This is a genomic window from Cohnella algarum (genome assembly GCF_016937515.1).
Taxonomy (GTDB): Bacteria; Bacillota; Bacilli; order Paenibacillales; family Paenibacillaceae; genus Cohnella; species Cohnella algarum.
Genome location: NZ_JAFHKM010000002.1, coordinates 2,774,480 through 2,793,919, shown reverse-complemented (window position 1 = coordinate 2,793,919; position 19,440 = coordinate 2,774,480). Strand labels below are relative to the sequence as shown.

The 19,440-nt window shown below is 59.7% G+C and carries 15 protein-coding genes; 2 read left to right on the top strand and 13 right to left on the bottom strand.

The window, feature by feature from the left end:
• Nucleotides 1-15: 15 nt before the first annotated feature.
• The 13 genes from JW799_RS12785 to JW799_RS12725 form a co-directional block, all read right to left on the bottom strand.
• Nucleotides 16-1,593 carry a helix-turn-helix domain-containing protein gene (locus JW799_RS12785; protein WP_080832865.1) on the bottom strand — a complete coding sequence of 526 codons (1,578 nt, stop codon included), beginning with the start codon at nucleotides 1,591-1,593 and terminating at the stop codon, nucleotides 16-18.
• Nucleotides 1,571-3,349, bottom strand: a complete 1,779-nt coding sequence (locus JW799_RS12780) for a cache domain-containing sensor histidine kinase (protein ID WP_080832866.1) — start codon at nucleotides 3,347-3,349, stop codon at nucleotides 1,571-1,573. Before JW799_RS12780 ends, JW799_RS12785 begins: the two co-directional genes overlap by 23 nt.
• Before the next feature lie 27 nt (nucleotides 3,350-3,376).
• Nucleotides 3,377-4,264 carry a carbohydrate ABC transporter permease gene (locus JW799_RS12775; RefSeq protein WP_080832867.1) on the bottom strand — a complete coding sequence of 296 codons (888 nt, stop codon included), beginning with the start codon at nucleotides 4,262-4,264 and terminating at the stop codon, nucleotides 3,377-3,379.
• 64 nt (nucleotides 4,265-4,328) lie between these two features.
• A complete protein-coding gene (locus tag JW799_RS12770; RefSeq protein ID WP_205430103.1) occupies nucleotides 4,329-5,201 on the bottom strand; it encodes an ABC transporter permease subunit in 873 nt (290 codons plus the stop codon).
• A gap of 78 nt (nucleotides 5,202-5,279) precedes the next feature.
• The gene (locus tag JW799_RS12765) at nucleotides 5,280-6,599 is read right to left on the bottom strand and encodes an extracellular solute-binding protein (protein ID WP_205430102.1); all 1,320 of its coding nucleotides are present in this window, start codon (nucleotides 6,597-6,599) and stop codon (nucleotides 5,280-5,282) included.
• 215 nt (nucleotides 6,600-6,814) lie between these two features.
• On the bottom strand, nucleotides 6,815-7,183 hold the full coding sequence (locus JW799_RS12760) for a hypothetical protein (protein ID WP_205430101.1): 369 nt from the start codon (nucleotides 7,181-7,183) through the stop codon (nucleotides 6,815-6,817).
• 137 nt (nucleotides 7,184-7,320) lie between these two features.
• Complete coding sequence (guaA, locus tag JW799_RS12755; RefSeq protein WP_205430100.1) at nucleotides 7,321-8,862, bottom strand: glutamine-hydrolyzing GMP synthase; 1,542 nt, start codon at nucleotides 8,860-8,862, stop codon at nucleotides 7,321-7,323.
• Nucleotides 8,863-9,013: 151 nt separating this feature from the next.
• Complete coding sequence (locus JW799_RS12750) at nucleotides 9,014-10,657, bottom strand: cellulase family glycosylhydrolase (RefSeq protein ID WP_205432954.1); 1,644 nt, start codon at nucleotides 10,655-10,657, stop codon at nucleotides 9,014-9,016.
• Between the two features lie 126 nt (nucleotides 10,658-10,783).
• A complete protein-coding gene (locus JW799_RS12745) occupies nucleotides 10,784-12,325 on the bottom strand; it encodes a response regulator (protein WP_205430099.1) in 1,542 nt (513 codons plus the stop codon).
• Nucleotides 12,322-14,214 carry a histidine kinase gene (locus tag JW799_RS12740; protein ID WP_205430096.1) on the bottom strand — a complete coding sequence of 631 codons (1,893 nt, stop codon included), beginning with the start codon at nucleotides 14,212-14,214 and terminating at the stop codon, nucleotides 12,322-12,324. Before JW799_RS12740 ends, JW799_RS12745 begins: the two co-directional genes overlap by 4 nt.
• Before the next feature lie 148 nt (nucleotides 14,215-14,362).
• Complete coding sequence (locus JW799_RS12735; protein ID WP_205430094.1) at nucleotides 14,363-16,048, bottom strand: type 2 periplasmic-binding domain-containing protein; 1,686 nt, start codon at nucleotides 16,046-16,048, stop codon at nucleotides 14,363-14,365.
• A 112-nt stretch (nucleotides 16,049-16,160) separates the two neighbouring features.
• Nucleotides 16,161-17,048, bottom strand: coding sequence for a carbohydrate ABC transporter permease (locus JW799_RS12730; RefSeq protein ID WP_080832880.1), 888 nt, complete (start codon nucleotides 17,046-17,048; stop codon nucleotides 16,161-16,163).
• A 30-nt stretch (nucleotides 17,049-17,078) separates the two neighbouring features.
• Complete coding sequence (locus JW799_RS12725; protein ID WP_205430092.1) at nucleotides 17,079-18,059, bottom strand: ABC transporter permease subunit; 981 nt, start codon at nucleotides 18,057-18,059, stop codon at nucleotides 17,079-17,081.
• 663 nt (nucleotides 18,060-18,722) lie between these two features.
• Here JW799_RS12725 and tnpA point away from each other — a divergent pair.
• Both tnpA and tnpB read left to right on the top strand, forming a co-directional pair.
• Nucleotides 18,723-19,043, top strand: a complete 321-nt coding sequence (gene tnpA, locus JW799_RS12720) for an IS66 family insertion sequence element accessory protein TnpA (protein ID WP_080836822.1) — start codon at nucleotides 18,723-18,725, stop codon at nucleotides 19,041-19,043.
• A complete protein-coding gene (tnpB, locus tag JW799_RS12715; RefSeq protein ID WP_028598474.1) occupies nucleotides 19,037-19,390 on the top strand; it encodes an IS66 family insertion sequence element accessory protein TnpB in 354 nt (117 codons plus the stop codon). Before tnpA ends, tnpB begins: the two co-directional genes overlap by 7 nt.
• Nucleotides 19,391-19,440: the final 50 nt, after the last annotated feature.

The window sequence follows — 19,440 nt, the reverse complement described above, 5'->3', positions numbered from 1 at the left end:
TGCTGGTTTATGCGCTTAATCCTGTTTGACGGCCGAGGCGGCGCCTTCGCGGTATTCGCTGGGCGTCTTTCCGGTCTCTTTTTTGAACAGCTGGCTGAAATACTTGACGTCCGCATAGCCGACGGAAGCCGCGACCTCGCTGATTTTCGCCGGCGTCGTGGACAAAATCCCGGCGGCGCGGCGCATCCGCCGCCGGGTTACGTAATCCCCGAACGTCATTCCCGTCTCCTTTTTGAACACCTCGCTCAAATGGTTCGGATGCAGATGCACGTGCCTGGCGACCTGCTGCAGGCCGACGTCCTTGCCGAGATTCGTTTCGATATAGGCCATCGCCTTCTGCGCGTGCGAAGCCGCCCCTTCGGCCAGCCGGTCGTGATACCGCTTCATGACGGCGTACAAATATTGGAACAGGGCGTTCCGGGGAACGGACTCCCTCTCGTATCGGAAAGGCGCGAGCCCCTCCTCCGCGTTTTTCCGGCCCGTTACGGTCTGCACGCGCTCCAGCCATCTGCCCGCCGCGGCGGCCGCCGAATGCAGCGAAGCCTCCAGCGATTCCAGCGTGAATTCGGGATCCTCGAGCCGGGCTTGAATGTATGTCTGCACCCAGCCCTTGAGCGCAAGCGGGTCGTCCTCGAGCAAAATGGCGGAAAGCTCAAGCTCCTCTTCGTAGGAGCAGGACGTTTTGCCGCCCTTCCGGCGGATGAAGGCTTCGTACTCGACCCGGTTGTCGGGAATGAGGCCCTTATAGCCGAAAACGCGGTCCGCCGCGACGTAGGACTCGTGAAGCCGCTCCGGACGATCCACGGGCAGGCCGGCGGCGGCGAATATCCTGCATTTCAATAAGCGCTCGATTTTCGCCAAGGCCGAATAATGCTGCGAATGCTCGAACTCCTTGCGCGCGGGATCGATCGGAACGGCGGCCACGATGCGTTTTTTCCGGATCAGCGTTTCGCAGGCCAGCATCTCTCTCAGCATATTTTCGATGGCGAACAGCAGCAGCGACTCCGAGGAAGGCGATTCCGTCCAGCCTTCGCCCGCCACCAGCCAGATTTGCAGCATTCGGACTCCGCCGTTGCCCGGATGCGCGGACAGGCCGGACAGGAACGCCTCTTGCAGCCCGGGCTCGATCCCGGACGGATCCCCGCTGATAATCCAGCGTTCGAACAGCCGGTCGCGCGTCTCCTTGTTTTTGAACCGTTCCCGGTTGTGCTCGTCCCGCTTCGCTTCCATTCGCCGCTTCGCCCTCAGCACCGTTTTGATGATGTCCTCGGGCCGGCTCGTTTTCAGCAAGTAATCGTTCACGCCCTGCCGGATCGCCTGCTGCGTATATTGGAAGTCGTCGTAGCCGGTAAGAATGATAATGTCCAGGTCGGGGAGCAGCCGCCTCGCCTCATCGGCCAGCTCCAGGCCGGTCTTGCCGGTCATGCGGATGTCCGTCAGCAAGATGTCCGGCCGTTCCCGCCCGAGCCGCTCCAGCGCTTCTTCGGCCGAAGCCGCCGGCTCCAGCAAGTGCAGGCCGAGCTCCTCCCACTTGATCACTTTCGCCAGTCCGGTGCGGATAATGACTTCGTCATCCACGATCATGATCTTCATGCGAACCCTCCAAAACGGGAGTGGAAAAAGAAACGCGCGTGCCGGCCTGCGGCTTGCTGTCGATGTGGAGCATCGCATCCGGGCCGTAATGCAGCAGCAGCCGTTCGTTCACGTTTCGCAGGCCGTAAACCTCCGTGAGCGTCTCCCCGCCGCCGTCCGGCCGAAGGCTGTTCCGGACGAACGCCAGCCGTTCCTCCGTCATGCCGACCCCGTCGTCCAGCACGAGAAAAAACAACCGGTTCCCCCGAAGCTCGACGGAAACGGCGATGTTTCCCTTCCCCTCTTTTTTCTGAACCCCGTGAATCATCGCGTTTTCGACCAGCGGCTGCAGCAGCAGCTTGACCATCCGCTTGGTTTGCGCGGCGGGATGCACGACGTAGTCGACGTCGAATTTGTCGGGAAAGCGGATCGACTGCACCATGACGTAGTTTTTGATATGCGAAATTTCGTCCCGCACCTCGCAAAACTCGTTGCCCTTGTTCAGGCTGAACCGCAGGAAATCGCTCAGGGCGCCGACCATGTCCGCGATTTTTTTCTCGTCGGCCATCAGCGCGATCCAATGGACCGAAGAAAGCGTATTGTACAAAAAATGGGGATTGATCTGCGCCTGGAGCGCGCGCATGTCGGCTTCCTTCTTCCGGGCTTCGTTGCGGACCAGCTTTTTCTTGAGCTGTTCGATATGGGTGCCGAGCAGCCCGTAGCTTCGGGCGAGCTGCCCGATTTCGTCGTTCGACCGGATCGGAACGACGGGCAGCGGCTCGTCGGGGTCGATTTTTGTCAGCAGCCGGGTGAGCAGCCGCAGCGGATTCGTAATCCGCCGAGCCGTAAACAGGATGAGCAGGGCGTTGATCAGCACCGAAAGCGCGACGGCCAGCACCGTCAGCCGGACGATGTATTCGCTTTGCGAGCGGTACAGCTCGTAGGGGAACACCCCGGCCAGCGTCCAGCCCCCAAGCGCCTGGCGGGAGTAAAGAACCGTTTTTTTGTCGCGCCCGTCTCCGTACGCGGACACGCCCTTGGCGGGCTTCGCGCGGTCAAGGTGTTGCCGGAGACCCGGGTACAGCGCATCGATCGACTCCGACAGCCGGTTCTTGTCAGTCGAAGACAAAAGATGCCCCTCCCCGTCGAACAGCACGACTTCCCCCTGACCTCCGCCCAGCTGCGCCTCGCCCCAATTCCGGGAAATCGTCCGCTCGTCCAGGCTGATCGAAATCCATCCCAGCGGCTCGTAGTCGTTGATGCTGCGGAGCGGACGGATGAACGACACGAGACGATGCTCGCCTGCGTAGTCCTCGACCGTGTAAAGGCGGGTCCACCTTTTGGCCGTCACGTCTTCGAGGGCAAGCTGCTCATGCAAGTCGGAGCGGTAAAACGTCGCCGTCGACACCGGGAGGTCGAACCGGTTCGAATAGACCGTAATATCCGCGATGTACTCCTTCGAGCTGACGAGGCTGACCAGCATGCCGAGCACCCGCGTCCGCAGCTCGACGTCGTCGTCCGTCCCGGCGGCAAAACGCTGCACGTCCTGCTGCCCGATCAGAAACAAGGAAACGTTCTCCACGTCTCTCAGCTGGAATTGCAAATAACCCTCCATCTGGCTCAGCGTATCCATGCCGGCCTGATTGAGGTTCTGCTCGGTCACCCGGGACGACGTATAAAACGCGAAAATCCCCAAAAACAGCAGGGGGATCAACGTGGACGCGAGCATCAGAACGGACAGCTTGCGCCGCAGCGAATTTCCGATCCATCGTCTCACGTCTTTGATCCCCCCAACCGTTCTTCGTCAGCCTTTGACCGCTCCCGCCGTCATGCCTTTCATCACCTGTTCCTGGAACAGGAGAAAGACGAGAATCGTCGGCAGCACGGACAGCGTCATCGCCGCCAGGGTCAAGCCGTAATCGGTCTGAAACCCGTCGGCGAACGTCGTGATGCTGAGCGGCAGCGTCTTCAAGGCCGCGTTGCTGATAAACACCAAGGCGAACGAAAAATCGTTCCACGAATGCAAAAAAGTCAAAATCGTGACCGTGGACAAAGCCGGCAGCGAAATCGGAAGCATGATCCGGAAAAACACGCCCCACAGCCCCGTTCCGTCGATATAGGCGGCTTCTTCGATTTCCTTCGGAATCGTCGCCAGATAGGCCGTCAAGACAAAGATGGCCGTCGGCAGCGCGAACGCGGCATAAGGAAAAATCAGCGCCCAATACGTGTTCAGAATCGACATTTGCTTCATCAGAATAAACAGCGGGACGAGCGTGCTGTGAATCGGAATCAGCATGCCGACGACGAAGAAAGCCATCGTCCAGCCTTTCAGCCGGAAGTTGAAGCGGGCGAGCACGTAGGATGTCAGACCCGCAAGCAGCAGCGTCAACGCGAGAGACACGGCCGAGACGATGACGGAATTCATGAATGCGGTGCCCATTTTCGACGTTTCCCACGCCCGCGTGAAATTTTCCCACAGCCACGTTTCGGGAAGGCCGAACGGGCGGCTGAAAAATTCCGCATTGGATTTAAAGGCGCTGATGATCAGCCAAAACAGCGGATATATAGTAAGAATGCCGTAAAGCAGCAAAAAAATCCAGAACAAGCCCGCGCCCCATTTTTTCCGGAGCGTTCGCCCGCTCGTCGACTCGACGCTTCGGGAAACCGTCCGGGCAAGCTGCGCATTGCTCATCTTGGGTACCTCCTCTCCTTGTTGGAGTCCGCCCGACCGAACGGCTTTCGGATCGGACAGGCTCCTAATCGGCTTTTTTCCGCGTGAGCCATTGGCTCGTCCCGATAAACAGCAGGCTGATGATGACGATGGCCGTCGAAATCGTGCTGCCGTAGCCGTACCGGTACGTGGAAAACGTCGAATTGTACATGTAGGTCGCGAGCAGCTCGGTCGCGTGGGCGGGACCGCCCTTCGTCATCACATACACCAGATCGAACGATTTCAGGCTGCCGGAAATGCACAGAATGAGCGCGACCTGGATCGTCCCCCAAATCATCGGCAGCGTGACGGAAAAAAGCTTTCTCGCGCCGGAAACGCCGTCGATTTTCGCCGCGTCGTGGATTTCGCCGGGAATGTTTTGCAGCGCCGAAATAAAGATGATCAGGTACAAGCCGACGAAATTCCAGATCAGCGGCGGCAGCAGCGCGTAAATCGCGATGTTCGGGTCGGACAGCCACTGCAGCTTCCAGGACCCGAGGCCGACGGCGTCGAGCAGAAAGTTCAGAATGCCGATTTGCGGATGGTAGATGTACTGCCAGATCATCCCGATAACGACGGACGACAGCACCATCGGCATGAACACGGCCGAGCGGAGAAATCGCTGCAAGCCGTTGCTCTTGTGCAGGACGATCGCCAGGACGAGCGCGATCGGCACTTGTCCGAGGACCGACGCCAGGACGAAGATGACGTTGTTTTTGAGCGAATGCCAGAACACCGGATCGTTGACCAGCTCGACGTAATTTTTCGCGCCGTGGAATTTGGCCTCGCCGATGCCCGACCAGTTGAAAAAGCTGTAGTACGCCGACCAGACGACCGGCACGAACACGAACAAGGCGTAAAGGACAAGAGAGGGCAACAGCGCCAGCGCGATAAACCGGCGTACCCGCAGCGTATTCACCCGCACCACCTCCCTGAATTCGTCGGCCCTCCCGGAGGAGGGCCGAACGGATGGCGAATTTGATGTGCCGATTCCGGATCAGGAACCGACCGCGCCGGCTTGGGCGCTTTGGATCTTTTTGGCGATGTCCTCCGGGTTGCCGCCCATGAGCAGCTCCTGGAGCCCGTTGTTGACGGCTTCCACCGCGGCCGAGCTCAGTTTGGAATCGTAGACCGGAACGATCTTCACGTCTTTCATCAGGTTGCTCAGCTTGACGAACAGCGGGTTGGCCTTCGATTCGTCGAGCTCGATGTTGTAGCTGACGAGCGTGCTGCTGTCGAGCGTGGCCTTTTGCCCGTCGGGCCCGGCGAGCGCATACAGCAGTTCCATCGCGGCTTCTTTCTTGGCGCCGTCGACCTTCTTGCTGACGCCGAGTCCCGTGCCGACGACGCCGGCCGTCGTCTGCGGCTCGCCTTTTCCGCCTTCGACCGGCGGGAGAATCGTAATGTTCGTGTTGTTCAGCACTTCCTCCGACGCGGTGTTCACCAGGCTGGCGACCGCCCAGCCCCCGTTGATGAACATGGCGGCTTTTTCCTGCGTGTAGAGCTGGATCATCTGGTTTTCGTCGATGCTGTTGAAGCCGTCCTGGTACGCTTTTGCGGTCCCGAGCTCCTGCATCTTCTTGAGCGCATCGATAAACTCCGGATCGGTAAATTGCGCCCCGTCCTGTGCGACCGCTTTCAGAAACCAGTCGGTACCCGTCACGCGGTCGGCGATCGTGCTGAAGGTCGTCGATTGGGCCACCCAGTTCGCCTTGTTGCCGAGCGCGATCGGGATGACGCCGTTTTGGTTGAACGTATCGATAGCCGCCAGCAGCTCGTCCCAGGTCGTCGGCACCTTGACCCCGTATTGGTCGAAGATCGCCTGGTTGTAATAAACGAGCGAGCTCGGCGCCAGATTCATCGGAACGGAGTATACTTTGCCGTCCACCGTGAAGTCGTCCAGCGCGTTCGGAATGAAGTTGTTTTTCCATTCCGGCTTGCTGTCCAGAAACTCGTCGATCGGCTGGAGCAAATCGCCGTTGACGAATTCCCTTGTCATGGCGCCCGGCCACATGACGAACAAATCGGGCATTTCGTCCGCGGCCGCCGCCGTGCGCAGGCGCGTTTTCAAGCCGTCCGTCGCCAGCGCCTCGACCTGCAGGTCCACCTCGGGATGCGCCGCCTTGAAGTCGTCCAATATTTTTCTCATCGCCACCGCTTTGGCGTCCTGGCCGGACCAGTTGTTCCACAGCGTCAGCGTCACTTTTTCCTGTCCGTCTCCGGACGCGCCGCCGCTTTCGTTCGATCCGCCGCCGCAGGCCGCCAGCAGCGTAACGCAAAGCGCGGCGACAAGGCCGATTTTCCCCAGCTTGAACATTTGCAAATAACCTCCCCTTTTGATTTACAGGTTCATTCTATAGTTGTCGGCGGCTCGCGATAAGGGGAAGATGATAAGAAGGAGGGTAGAAAAATATCGGATGCTCGCGAGAATGGCCGACGAGCCGCAGGATGCATGCTTTGCGGTAACACAAGGGAGGGTAGCATGACGGCAGCATGCGGGGATATGGCAGACTCCTGGACGGTCTATTTCTTTTAGTGAAAGGAAAGGATCAACACAACCAATTTCGCGAATGAAATCATAAGCGCTTTCCCGGTTTCTTCATCCGATTCGCATCCGAATTCCCGAAATAATCGGTCCTGAGAAAAACACGAGGGGTACGCAGGATTGGCCAGGGTTGAGCAAGGTTGAGCGGGATGACACTGGGTCGGCAAAGCTTGGTTGGATTTTGTCCAATCAAAACCGCTTTTTTCACCAAACACGTCATCTTTGTTGGATTTTGTCCAATCTGGCGAGGCCTTTTCCGCGTTTTCGCCCAAATTCCAAGTTTCTCGTTGGATAAAATCCACTCTAGGCAACGTTTTCCCCGTTTTCCGCTCCCTAGATTGGACAAATTCCAACATAGGCTCCTTGCGAGACCTCCTCCTCCCCTAATTTTCCCCTAAACTCTTTCGTAAGGTGAAGAACTTACACTTTCCGATATGAAAAACGGTCAAATCGGAGTCTCGCACTCTCCGATTTGACCGTTATCGCATGCAGCCTATTCCCACTCGATCGTGGCCGGCGGCTTCGAGGTGATGTCGTAGACGATCCGGTTCACGTTTTGCACTTCGTTGACGATGCGCACCGAAATTTTCTCCAGCACGTCCCATGGGATGCGCGCCCAGTCTGCCGTCATGCCGTCGATCGACGTGACGGCGCGGATGCCGACCGTGTACGAATACGTCCGGCCGTCGCCCATGACGCCGACGCTCTTCATGTTCGGCAGCGCCGTAAAGTACTGCCAAATTTCCCGGTCGAGGCCCGCTTTGGCGATTTCGTCGCGCAAAATCGCGTCGGACTCGCGCACGATCTCCAGCTTGTCCTCGGTGACTTCGCCGAGCACGCGGATGGCCAGCCCCGGTCCCGGGAACGGCTGGCGCCAAACGATGGCGTCCGGCAAGCCGAGCTCTTCGCCGACCTTGCGCACTTCGTCCTTGAACAGCGCCTTGAGCGGCTCGACCAGCTGGAACTTCATGTCTTCCGGCAAACCGCCGACGTTGTGGTGCGACTTGATCGTTTGCGCCGTCGCGGTGCCGCTCTCGACGATGTCGGTGTACAGCGTGCCCTGCGCCAGAAAAGCGAAGTCGTCGAACTTCGCGGATTCCTCTTCGAACACGCGGATAAACTCGTTGCCGATGATTTTCCGTTTTTGCTCCGGATCGTCCACGCCGCGCAGCTTGCCGAGGAAGCGCTCGCTCGCGTCGATCTTGACGACGTTCATGTCGAACTTGCCGACGAACGTGTCCATGACGCTCTCCGCCTCGCCCTTGCGCAGCAGGCCGTGGTCGATGAACATGCACGTGAGCTGATCGCCGATCGCCCGGTGAATGAGCGCGGCCACGACGGAAGAATCGACGCCGCCGGACAGCGCGCACAGCACCTTCTGATCGCCGACCTCTTGGCGGATGTCCTTGATCATGTCCTCGATGAACGATTCCATGCTCCAGTCGCCTTTGCATTTGCAAACCCGGTACAGGAAGTTGCGAATCATCTCGTTCCCTTTGACCGAATGACGAACTTCGGGATGGAATTGCACCGCATAGAGTCCGCGAGCGCGGTCGCTCATGGCCGCGACCGGCGCGTGCGGCGTGCTCGCGTCGACGGTGAAGCCTTGCGGCAGCTCGGTCACGTGGTCGCCGTGGCTCATCCAGACGGTCTGGCGGCTGTCCAGGTCGTAAATGAGCTCGCAATCCGTCTGGAAATCGACGTCCGATTTGCCGTATTCGCGCTTGCTCGCCGGTTCGACCTTGCCGCCCTGCTGGTGCGTAATGAGCTGCATGCCGTAGCAGATGCCGAGAATCGGCACGCCGAGGTCGTAGACGCCGGGGTCGACCGTCGGCGCTCCTTCGGCATAAACGCTTGCCGGTCCGCCGGAGAAGACGATGCCCTTCGGATTCAGCTCGCGGATTTTCGCTGCGGGAGTGTTGTAAGGAAGCAATTCGCTGTAAACGCCGAGATCGCGGATACGGCGGGCGATAAGCTGGTTGTATTGACCGCCGAAGTCGATGACGACGATCAGTTCGTGCGCTTTTTTGTCCACTGGGTTAACCGGGCCTCCTGAAGGCAAATCTAAATCGCCCGACCGGAACGCTTCGCTCGGAAAGCCAAGCCCCGGTGATTCGGGCGATTCGACGATTCGCGGGATACATGTTTTCGATTGAAGTAATTATAGCTTTGCCCGCAAGAGAGCGTCAAGGCGCGTCCCCGGCATCCTCCACCGCCGGGTGAAAGAGCAGCGCCTCGAGACGGACCGGAGCCTCTCGCGCCGTCAGCGCGATCCGGTGCGCGCCGCCCGCCAGAGGCGGAAGCTCGCCGCCGAGCCCGACCGTCTCCCAATCGGCACGCGCCGCGCGCGCCTCCCCGATCCGCTCCCCGTCCAGCGTCGCTTCGACCGAAGCCGCCCCTTCGGGAGCGCTCATCCGCAGCCGGAGCCGATATCGCCCGGCTTCCCCCGCGGCCGCCGTGAAATCGTAAGCCAGCCGGTCGCCGGGGGCAAGCTGCACGCACAGCTTGTCGTCCGGGTTCCAGCGGTGCCAGCCCGCTTCCGCAGGCGGGCGCTGCGGCCTTCCGTCGTCCGCATGGCGAATTTCGACGCCGTCGCCGCCGCGGTACCCGGTCGTCCAGCCGCATTTCTTCGCGACGCCGAAACCGTCCACGCCATAGCCGTAATGAACGGCGGGAATGCGGACCGGCAGCCGGCGGAACAAGGCCCGGATCACTTCGGGCCGGTAGTCGCAGACTTCGAGCGGCAGATGCTCCAAATACTGCCCGAAAATCCGAAGCGCGCGCTCGCGGTCCGGGCGCTTTCCGCCTTCCAGGAACGCGGCCAGCTCCTCCCAGCCGTCCGGCCGGCGGATCGAGCACGGAGAATTCGTCGTATCCATCTTCTTCCACGTCCAGAAATTCCAGCCGATGCCGTGATCCTCGAACAGCCGGAAGGCGCCGGCGTACCAGTCGAGATCGTTCTCCCCGCCCTCCCCCATAAAGACGGGAACGTTCCATCGGTCCCTGAAATCCAGGTAGCGCCGAATGCTTTCCGTATCCGGATTGTTCCAATATTTATGAAACTGGTACAGAACATTGCCGTCCAGCGGCTCCGTAAACACGGAAAAATCCGTGGCCCAATGCACGCCCTCTAAAATGACGAGATGCCGGTCGTCCACCTCGCGGATCGCCCGGATCATGTCCCGGTACAGCGGCTCGACCTGATCGTTGTACGCTCCGTGATAATCGGGCAGGGGCTCGTTCAGCAAATCGTAGCCCGCCACGATCCATTCGTCCCGGTAGCGCTCCGCGAGCATCCGCCACATGTCGACGGCCGCCCGGCGGTTTTCCTCCCGGACGAACAGCTCCGGCACGTCGCGCTCGGAGTCGTCGATGTTCGCCCCCGTCTGCCCGCCCGGCGCGCCGTGCATGTCGAGAATGACGTACAGCTTCCATCTCCGGCACCATTCGACGACCCGGTCCAGCCAGCCGAGCGCCGTTTCGTTGTAGCCCCGCGCGTTCGTCTCCCCTTCCAGCAGCATTCGCGCATTGAACGGCACCCGCACCGAATTGAAGCCTTCCTCCGCGATCCGCCTGATATCGGCTTCGGCGACGTACCGCTCCCGGTATGACGTCCAGAACGCCGCCGCCGCGTCCGCGCCGATCAGGTCCTCGACCAGTCGCTCGATCCGCCGCGGCCGGTCGCCCGCTTCCGGCAGCTTCCACATATAGCCCTCGGGAAGCAGCCAGCTGCCCAGCCCTACTCCCCGCAGCAGCAAATTGTCCCCGCGGCCGTTGACGAGCCTCGTGCCTTCGGCCCGTACCCAGCCTTCCACTTCCGAACGGTTCATATCCGTCAACCTCGCTCCCTCCTTGAAACTTCCCCCGCTCCGGCCCGATCCGGCTTCCGCGCCGGGCTCCGCTTCGCTGCCGGTCTACGTTTCGCTGCCGGTCTACGCTTCGCTTCCGGGCTCCGCTTACTTCGGCTCCCGGACCCGCCGGGCGCTCCGGTATTCGAGCGGCGACACGCCCTCCGCTTCCTTGAACAGCCGGGTAAAATGCTTGACGCTCTCGAACCCCGCCTGCGAGCTGATTTCGTATACTTTGAGATCCGTCCCCTCCAGCAGCTCCTTCGCCTTGGCCAGCCTGACCTTGCGCAAATAGGAGGAGAAGCTTTCGCCGGTATGCTCCTTGAACGCCTGGCTGAAATAGGTGTAATTCAGCGAGACATAGTTGGACACGACGGCCATGTTCACGTCCTGCCGGTAATGCTCGTGGATGTACTCGACCGCCTTCTGCATATCCTTGCGCTCGGCGTGCGCGGCCCGGACGCGGCTGACGTATTCGTCGAGCCGCTCCGTCAGCTGCTCGACGTGCCGGTAATAATCGTGAAAAGAGTCGAAATGATCGAAATGCCCCGCGTTTTTGTACAGCTTCAAAATTTCGATCGATTCCTCGCCGTAGCTGCGGTAGACCCGGTCGAACACCTCTTCGTTCAGCTTTCGCCCGATCGTCTCCAGAAGCCCGATTTCGCAGCGGGAGATCGCCCGGATATCGAGCGCCTGCTGCAGCAGCCGCTTCATTTCCGGAAGCCGGCCGGTCCCCATCAAATTGGATATTTTCCGGATGGCGTCCTCCGGCACGGGGCAGCCCGAAGCGAGCGCGCGGACGCGATCGTAGGCGACGACTCCGCCTTCGGCGTGAAGCACGTAATATTTGAGCGCCTGGCGCGCTTGGCTGTAGGCCAGCCGGAGCCGGCCCATCCCCGAAACCCGCGAGCTCAGCCCGACCCGGGGACGATTCGGCGAAAACGCGGCCAGCGCTTCCGGCAGCTTCGCCAGAATGGCCGAATCCCTGGCGACGACCGCCGTCAGCCCTTCCCGGTCCTGGCAGCGCCCCCATTCCGCTTCCCCTTCCAGCAGCCGGTCCAGCCCTTCGAGCATCGCCTGCCGGTCGGTCTCGCCGCCCGCCGCCTTGACCAGCGCGATCGCGTATTCCCCGTCCAGCCAGCCGAGGCCCGCCCGCGTCAGCCGCTCCCGGATTTCCCGCTCGTCCGCGCTTTCCTGCAGCAGGACGTAGGCGAGCTGATCCGAAACCTCCCTCGTCCGCCGCAGCGTGTCGTCCGCGCGCTTCTCTCCCTTGCGCCGCAGCTCGTCCTCCAGCCGTTCCAGGACCGCGAACAGCTCCTCGCGCACGATCGGCTTCAGCAAATACTCCTTCGCCTGGTAGCGGATCGCCGCCTTCGCGTACGGAAAGTCGTCGTACCCGCTCAGGATGACGACCTCGGGCTTTGCCTCCATCGCCTGCATCTGCTCCAGCAGCACGATCCCGTCCATGACGGGCATCCGGATATCGGTCAGCAGCAGCTCGAACCGGTCCCCCGACAGCTGCGCCAGCGCCTCGTCTCCGTTTTCCGCGAACGCGAACTCGTAGCGGCCGGGGAACTTCCGCTCGATCATCGCCCGAAGGCCGACCCGAATGTTGCGCTCGTCGTCGGCGATGAGCAATTTCCGTTTCATCTTCCCTCGCCTCCCGACACCATGAAATGCGGCAGCGTCATGACGACGCGGGTAAAGCTGCCCTCGACGCTCTCGATGCGGATGCCGTACTCGATGCCGTAGCTCATGACGAGCCGATGATCGACGTTGCGCAGGCCGATGCCGCCGCCGTCCCGGCCTTCCCGCTCCAGCCGGCCGCGCAGCTCCCGGTAGTCAGACTCCTCCATGCGCAGCATGCTGTTCAGCCTGCGAAGCCGGTCCTCCGGGATGCCGCAGCCGTTGTCCGCGATTTCGACGACGCATTCGCCTTCCCGGACGGCGGCGGAAAGCGATACCGACAGCTTCTTCCCCTGCAGGCCCCCCTGGCTCATTCCGTGCTTGACGGCATTTTCGACGATCGGCTGCAGCGACATTTTGAGCACCTCCTGATCGTTAAGCTCCGGCGGGACGTCGAGGCGAAGCTCGAGCTTCCCGTCGTAGCGGACGTTCATAATCGCCATGTAATGCTGAATGTGCTGGATTTCGTCCCGCAAGCGAACGCGGTCGCGCGTCCACTGCAGGCTGTAGCGCATCATCCCCCCAAGCGAGGTGAGCGCATCGGAAATCGTGTACTGCCCTTCGACCTCCGCCAGCATTTTCAAATTTTCCAGCGTGTTGTACAAAAAGTGGGAATCGATCTGGTTTTTGAGCGAACGCAGCTCCGCTTCCTTGGTCGCCGCCTGGCGGTTAACCTGCTCCGCGATCAGCTCGTTGATTTTTTTGAGCATTTGGCGGTAGTGATGCCCGAGCTCTCCCACCTCGTCGGTTCCGTACACCGGCACGTCCGGGCTGAAATTGCCGCCGCGCACTTTTTTCATCGAGTCCCGGAGCACGCGGAGACGCTTGAGAATGAGCGAATGCATAAAATAGGAAACGATGCACAGCACGCCGACGAGCACGAGAATGATGACCGTCATGTTGCTGCGCGTCTGCCGGATGTCCGCCAGGGTGTCGGCCAGGGTGACGACGTTGACGAGATGAACGTCCAGCCGGGGAATGTAGGAATGAACCGCCAGGTAGGGATGCCCCTCGTAATCGAACGTTTCGCTGGCGTTGCCTTCCCCGTCGGTCAGCGCAAGCCGCTTGACGAGCTCGCGGGCCGGCGCGTTCCGGAACACCGCCGCCTTTTCGTCGGTATACACCTCGCCGCCGCGCGCGACGACCAGCAGCTGCGAACCCGGCTCCTGAACGCTGCTGAACGTTTTCGTAAAAAAATGCCGGACCTCCATGCTGACTTCCAAAATGCCGTTATGGGTCGAGTCGTCGGGGTACATAAACTCCCGGAGCAGCGACACGTACGGCGTCGCCGCGGACGCGTCCGGCGCCGCGGTGGACAAAATTTCCCCGCCGCGCTGGATTTCCCACCAAACGATTCCCCTTTGCCGCAAAACCGTGCCGTACCAGCTGCGGTCGCGAATGCGCGATTCCTTCAGCACGACCGGCCAAAACTCGCTGACGTGCGGGTTGTCGGTAAACAGGCGGATGCTCGCGATCCGCGGATTGTTGAACAGAAAATGCTGGTAGCCGGCGAACGTTTTCGTTTTGAAATCGAGCAGCCAGGCGATGTCCGTCTCCTCCCGGATTTGCAGGTAATCCTTCATATCCTGGTTCGAAAGGGCAAGCTGGCCGGTCCATTCCATCAATTCGACGTTGTTTTGAATGTTGATTTTTTCGATATCGAGAATGTTTTCGGTTTTTTTGACGAGATCCCGGATCGCATTGTCGGAAACGCCGCGGAACAAGAACCACGAGTAGATCAAAATCGGAATGAAAATGATCAGCACGAACGACAAAATCAGCTTGACCTGAAGAGGCAAGCTGCCCGTGAAGGATCGGATCGCCGAGCTTCGTTTTCTTTGCGATTTGGCCACGTCGTCATCCCTTCCCGCTGTTCACGGATGAAGCCCGGCCTCCCGCCGGATGCGGCGGAGGCCAGGCTCGCGAATTCGGATCGGCCGAAAGATTCGGCCGGGGGCCGGGGGCTTTGCCGGACCTTCGCCCGGCAGCCGCCGCCCTCCGTCAGCCGTTGATCTCTTCCAGCTTCTTGAGGTTTTCCTCGTACGCTTTTTGCCGGTAGGCTTCGATGGCCTCCTGGTCTTCCCGGTCCTGCAAGTACTCGTTGAAGATGCTGTCGAATTGTTCGTCCGTTTCGGCGAGCAGCAGCTTCGGCAGCGTTTTTCCCCAGAGGCGGCCGTTTTTGCTGTTGGATACGCCTTCTTTGGACGTCGGCGGCGGGTCGAGGTTGTCGAATTCGGACATGCTGATCGCCTTGCCTTTCGTCCAGTCCTCCATCTGCTTGCCGGGATCGACGCTGGGCGGAGCCCATTGCAGGTTCATGTTCGTGTCCATGAGCATCCAGTACGTGTAGGAAGCTCCGTACTGCTGGTCGAACGCCGCCCGGTCCGTATTCATCAGCTCGAGCGCCTCGGGCTTGAACTGGTCTTTGCCGTCGATCGTATCGTACGTGACGCCTTTTTCGCCCAGGTACAAGTCCTTGTTGCCTTCCTCGCTGATCAGATAACTTAGGAAGGCGATAGCCCGCTCCTTGTCCTTGACGTCCTTCGAAATCAGCGTCACCGTCCAGCCGGAAATGCCGGGACCGGACAAGGTCGGCAAATCCTTCGCGGCGTTCGCCGGCCCGTCGATCGCGATGTACGCCGAATTCGGATCGTTCTGGTAGCGCGCGATGTTTTGCGTGGCGAAGTCGGTCCGCTGGTACAGCATCGCGAAGTAGCGGCCCTGCGCGATTTTCTCTTCCATTTGCGGGCGCTTGTCGATGAAGATGTCCTTTGCCAGCAGCCCCATTTCGTTCGCCTTGCGGAACGTTTTCAGCCATTTCAGGTATTCCGGATCCTGCCTGCGGTCGTAAAGCTTTCCGTCCTTCTGCTGCGGGATGGCCAGGAAGTTCTGCAGGTAGCCCTCCAGCGAGTAGTTGCCCGTATCGTTGAACTCGTGCAGGCCGATCGGAATGAGCGGCTGGCCGTCCACGTCCGGGAACATCTCCTTCGCCGCCTGCAGCGCGTTCAGGAAGCCCTCCGGCGTGCTCATGTCGGGCTTGCCGAGCGCCTCGTACATGTCCTTGCGCACGACGAACGTCTGGTTCGAGGTGAAGTTTTCCCCGTATTTTTCATAGTCCGCGGGAGAGGACGAAGCGTTCGGATACCCGTACACGTTCCCGTCGGGCTGCGTATACCAGCCGATCTTTGCCGGGTCGGTCACCTTGAAAAAGTACGGGTCGTACTGCTCCGCGAGCTCGTTCAGCGGGAGCACCAGCTTGCCGTTGATCATCTTCTTGACGTTTTCGTTGTTCCAGTCGAGCGTGATGAAATCGGGCAGCGAGCCGGACGCGAGCATCGTGTTCAGCTTCTCGTTCTCGTTGCCGGCCGGGACGATGAAGTTGAGGCTGACGCCGGTTTTTTTCGTGATATATTCCGCCGTGGCGTCGCCGCCCCATTTTTTGCTGAACCACGAAAAATTGATGTACCAGTCGAACGTGATCGGCGACGTGTTTTTCTTCCAGGCGGGTTCGCCTTCGGCAGGCTGTTGCCCTTCGGAGGACGGCTGCGGGCTTGCGGCCGGACTTGCGCTTGCCGAGCCCTCCGCCCCTCCGCCGTTTGCGGCGTTATTGCCGCCCGAGCAGGCCGCAAGCGTGAAGACAAGCGCCGCCGAGAGAATGGCGGACAGCCATTTGCGTTTTGCACCCATTTTGATGGCCCCTTTGCTTCGATATTTTTATATTACCAGTTCGCGCCGCGGCGCGGACGGATAATTCAGCTCAGCGGCGCCGCTTGCGTTTTGGCGGAGCCGCGCGCGGATGCTACCCCTTGATCGAGCCGATCATGAAGCCTTTGACGAAATATTTTTGCAGGAACGGGTAGACGAAGACGATCGGGGCGGTCGTCACGACCATCGTGGCCAGCTTGAGCGACTGGCTCGTGACGCCCACGGTGACGCCGCTCGGCATCGAGGCGAGCATCTGGTTGGAGCTCGACTGCGCCACCACCCGGTACAGGTACGTCTGAATCGGCTGCAGGTCGGTATTGTTGATGTAAATCATGCCGGTAAAATAGTCGTTCCACTGGTAAACGCCGTGAAAAAGGGCGATCGTCGCCACGACCGGCATCGACACGGGAATGACGACGCGCAGAAAAATCGAGAAGTCGTTCGCGCCGTCGATTTTCGCCGCCTCCTCGAGCCCCGCGGGAATTTCCCGGAAAAAGCTGAGGAAGATGATCAAATCGAAAAAGCTGAACATCGCCGGGATGATATAAACGAGAAACTGGTCCAGCATCCCGAGATCGCGAATGAGCAGATAAGTCGGAATGAGGCCGCCGCCGAAAAACATCGTGATCGTGCCGATCAGCATGTACAGCTTGCGGCCGATCAGCTCGCCGCGGGACACCGCGTAGGCGACCATCGCCGTGAACAGGACGTGGACGACGGTGCCGACGACCGTTTTCGCGACGGTGATGCCCATCGCGGTCATAATGCCGTCGCTGCGGAAGACGGTGACGAAGCTGTCGAGACTGAACTTGCGGGGCCACCAGTAGATGCCTCCCCGCATCGCGTCGGTGCCGTCGTTGAACGCGTTCACCAGCACGTACCAGATCGGGTACAGCGTCACGAAGCAAATGATGAGCATCAGCAAGCCGTTGACTAGCCCGAAAACGGCCTCGCCCCGCGTTTGGCGCTTCAGGGAAAACATCGCTTCGCCTCCTTTCGGGAAAAAATTCGGTTAAAACAGGGAAGTGTTGTTGAGCTTTTTCGTGACGTAGTTCGCTCCGAGCAGGAGCCCGAGCGCGATGACCGATTTCAGCAGGCCGACCGCCGTCGAATAGGAATAGCGCCCGTCCACGATGCCCGTCTGGTACACGTAGATGTCGATTACGCTGCTCGCGCTGTCGTTGAGCGAATTGCGCAGCACGAGAATCTGGTCGAAATTCGAGTTCAGCAGGCCGCTCACCGCCAGAATGAACAAAATGGCGATCGTGCCCTTGATCGCGGGCAGCGTAATGCTCCATATTTTCTGAAAGCGTCCCGCCCCGTCGATCGTAGCCGCCTCGTACAGGTCCGGCGATACGCTGCTGATCGCGGCCAGGTAGATGATGGCGGACCAGCCGAGCTCCTTCCAGATGTCCGAGGCGACGACGATGGACCAGAAATATTGCGGTTCCGCCAGGTACGTAATCGGCTCGTCGATCAGGTTCAAAGCCAGCAGCACTTTGTTGACGATGCCTACGTCCGACAGCCAGGTGGCCAGAATGCCGCCCAGAATGACCCAGGAAAGAAAGTGCGGCAGGTAGGAGATCGTCTGAATGGATTTTTTGAACAGCACCGAACGCACTTCGTTGAGCAGCAGGGCGAAAATAATCGGCAGCGGGAAGCCGATGACGAGCTTGATCAGGCTGATCCCGAGCGTGTTGCGAATGACGTTGACCAGATTGTCGTCCTCGAAAAACTCCTTGAAATGGTCAAGTCCGACCCACGGCGCCTGCGAAATCGGAAAAATGATGTCGAATTCCTTGAACGCGATGATGATGCCGTACATCGGAATGTAGTTGAACACGATCATCCAGGCGACGCCGAGCAGCGCCATGGCCTGCAAGTATCGCTGGCCGTACAGCTTTTTCAGCCATTTGAGCCGCCTTTCCCGGCGAAAAGCGGCCGGACCGGGCCCCGCCGTTCTTCCTGTTGCCGCTCCCGTCCCCGTTTTCACGTTAAGCCGCACCTCCGCATCTTTCGTTATGGCGAGTCGGCAGCCTCGTCCCCGCGCTAACTTGTTTACGCTTTCATTTTAGGTGCTCGGCTTTTGGAAAAAAAGGACGCAATTTCAAGATCGGGTATCCGGATTTCGGGTCGGGGGGATGGGGTTCGAAAAGGCAAATGAAAGATGGGCATGCGTTTGGGGGAAATGAGTCGCTGCGACTCAACCGGATCGTTCGCGTTCATGCGGAGGGGGCGAGATGGGTCATTTTTACTCAAATGCGTGCGGCTGCTCGCGTACGGAGGGCTCAGATGAGTTACCACGACTCAACCGGATCGTTCGCGTTCATGCGGCGGCGGCGAGATGGGTCATTTTTACTCAAATGTGTGCGGCTGCTCGCGTACGGTGGGTTAAGATGAGTCACCACGACTCAACTGGATCGTTCGCGTTTCATGCGGAGGGGGCGAGATGGGTCATTTTTACTCAAATGAGTGCGGCTGCTCGCTTACGGAGGGTTGAGATGAGTCACCACGACTCAACTGGATCGTTCGCGTTCATGCGGAGGCGGCGAGATGGGTCATCTTTACTCAGTAAGCGTCAAACTCTCCCCACCTTCGTTCCTTGCAATAACCGTGAGATAATCCTCCTCATAGTCCAATTGGGGGAGGATTTTTTATGGCCAGAGAAGACGTACAGAAGAAATGGGAAGAACGAATTGCCGCTTTCCGTTCCAGTGGAGAAAAAGCAGCAAGATGGTGCAAAGCCAATCAGGTGGATCGTCGCGGGCTCTATACATGGATGAAGAGACTAAGCGGTTCATCCCCTGCTGCTGTCAAGTCAGCCACCTTCGTCAAAGCTCATATTACTCCCGAGCCGGAAGCCACACCTTCGGCTTGCCTTCGCATCCGAATCGGCGCAGCCGTCATCGAGGTTGACGCCGGGTTCAATCCTGCTTTGCTCCGCGACGTGGTGCAGGCTTTGGAGGTCATATGCTGAGCGAATTAACCAGCCGTCAGGTATTTCTGGCTTGTGGCAGCACGGATTTACGTAAATCCATCGACGGATTGGCTGCTCTTGTCCAAGAGGGGCTCGGACTGAATCCATTCTCTCCATGCTTGTTCGTCTTTTGCAACCGCGAGCGGAACAAGTTAAAGATCTTGTATTGGGAGCACAACGGTTTCTGGCTGTTCTACCGCCGGCTCGAGCGCGGCACGTTCCAGTGGCCCAGGGATCACAGCGATCCGGTCACGGTCACGACCCGCGAGCTCCGCTGGCTGCTGGACGGACTTTCGCTCAGCCAGCGGCAGGCTCACCCGAAAGTGACCGCCGCTACGGTCATTTAGCAATCTATTCCTTACTTAATTCGACATATGTTATGGCAGGCGTTGCCCCC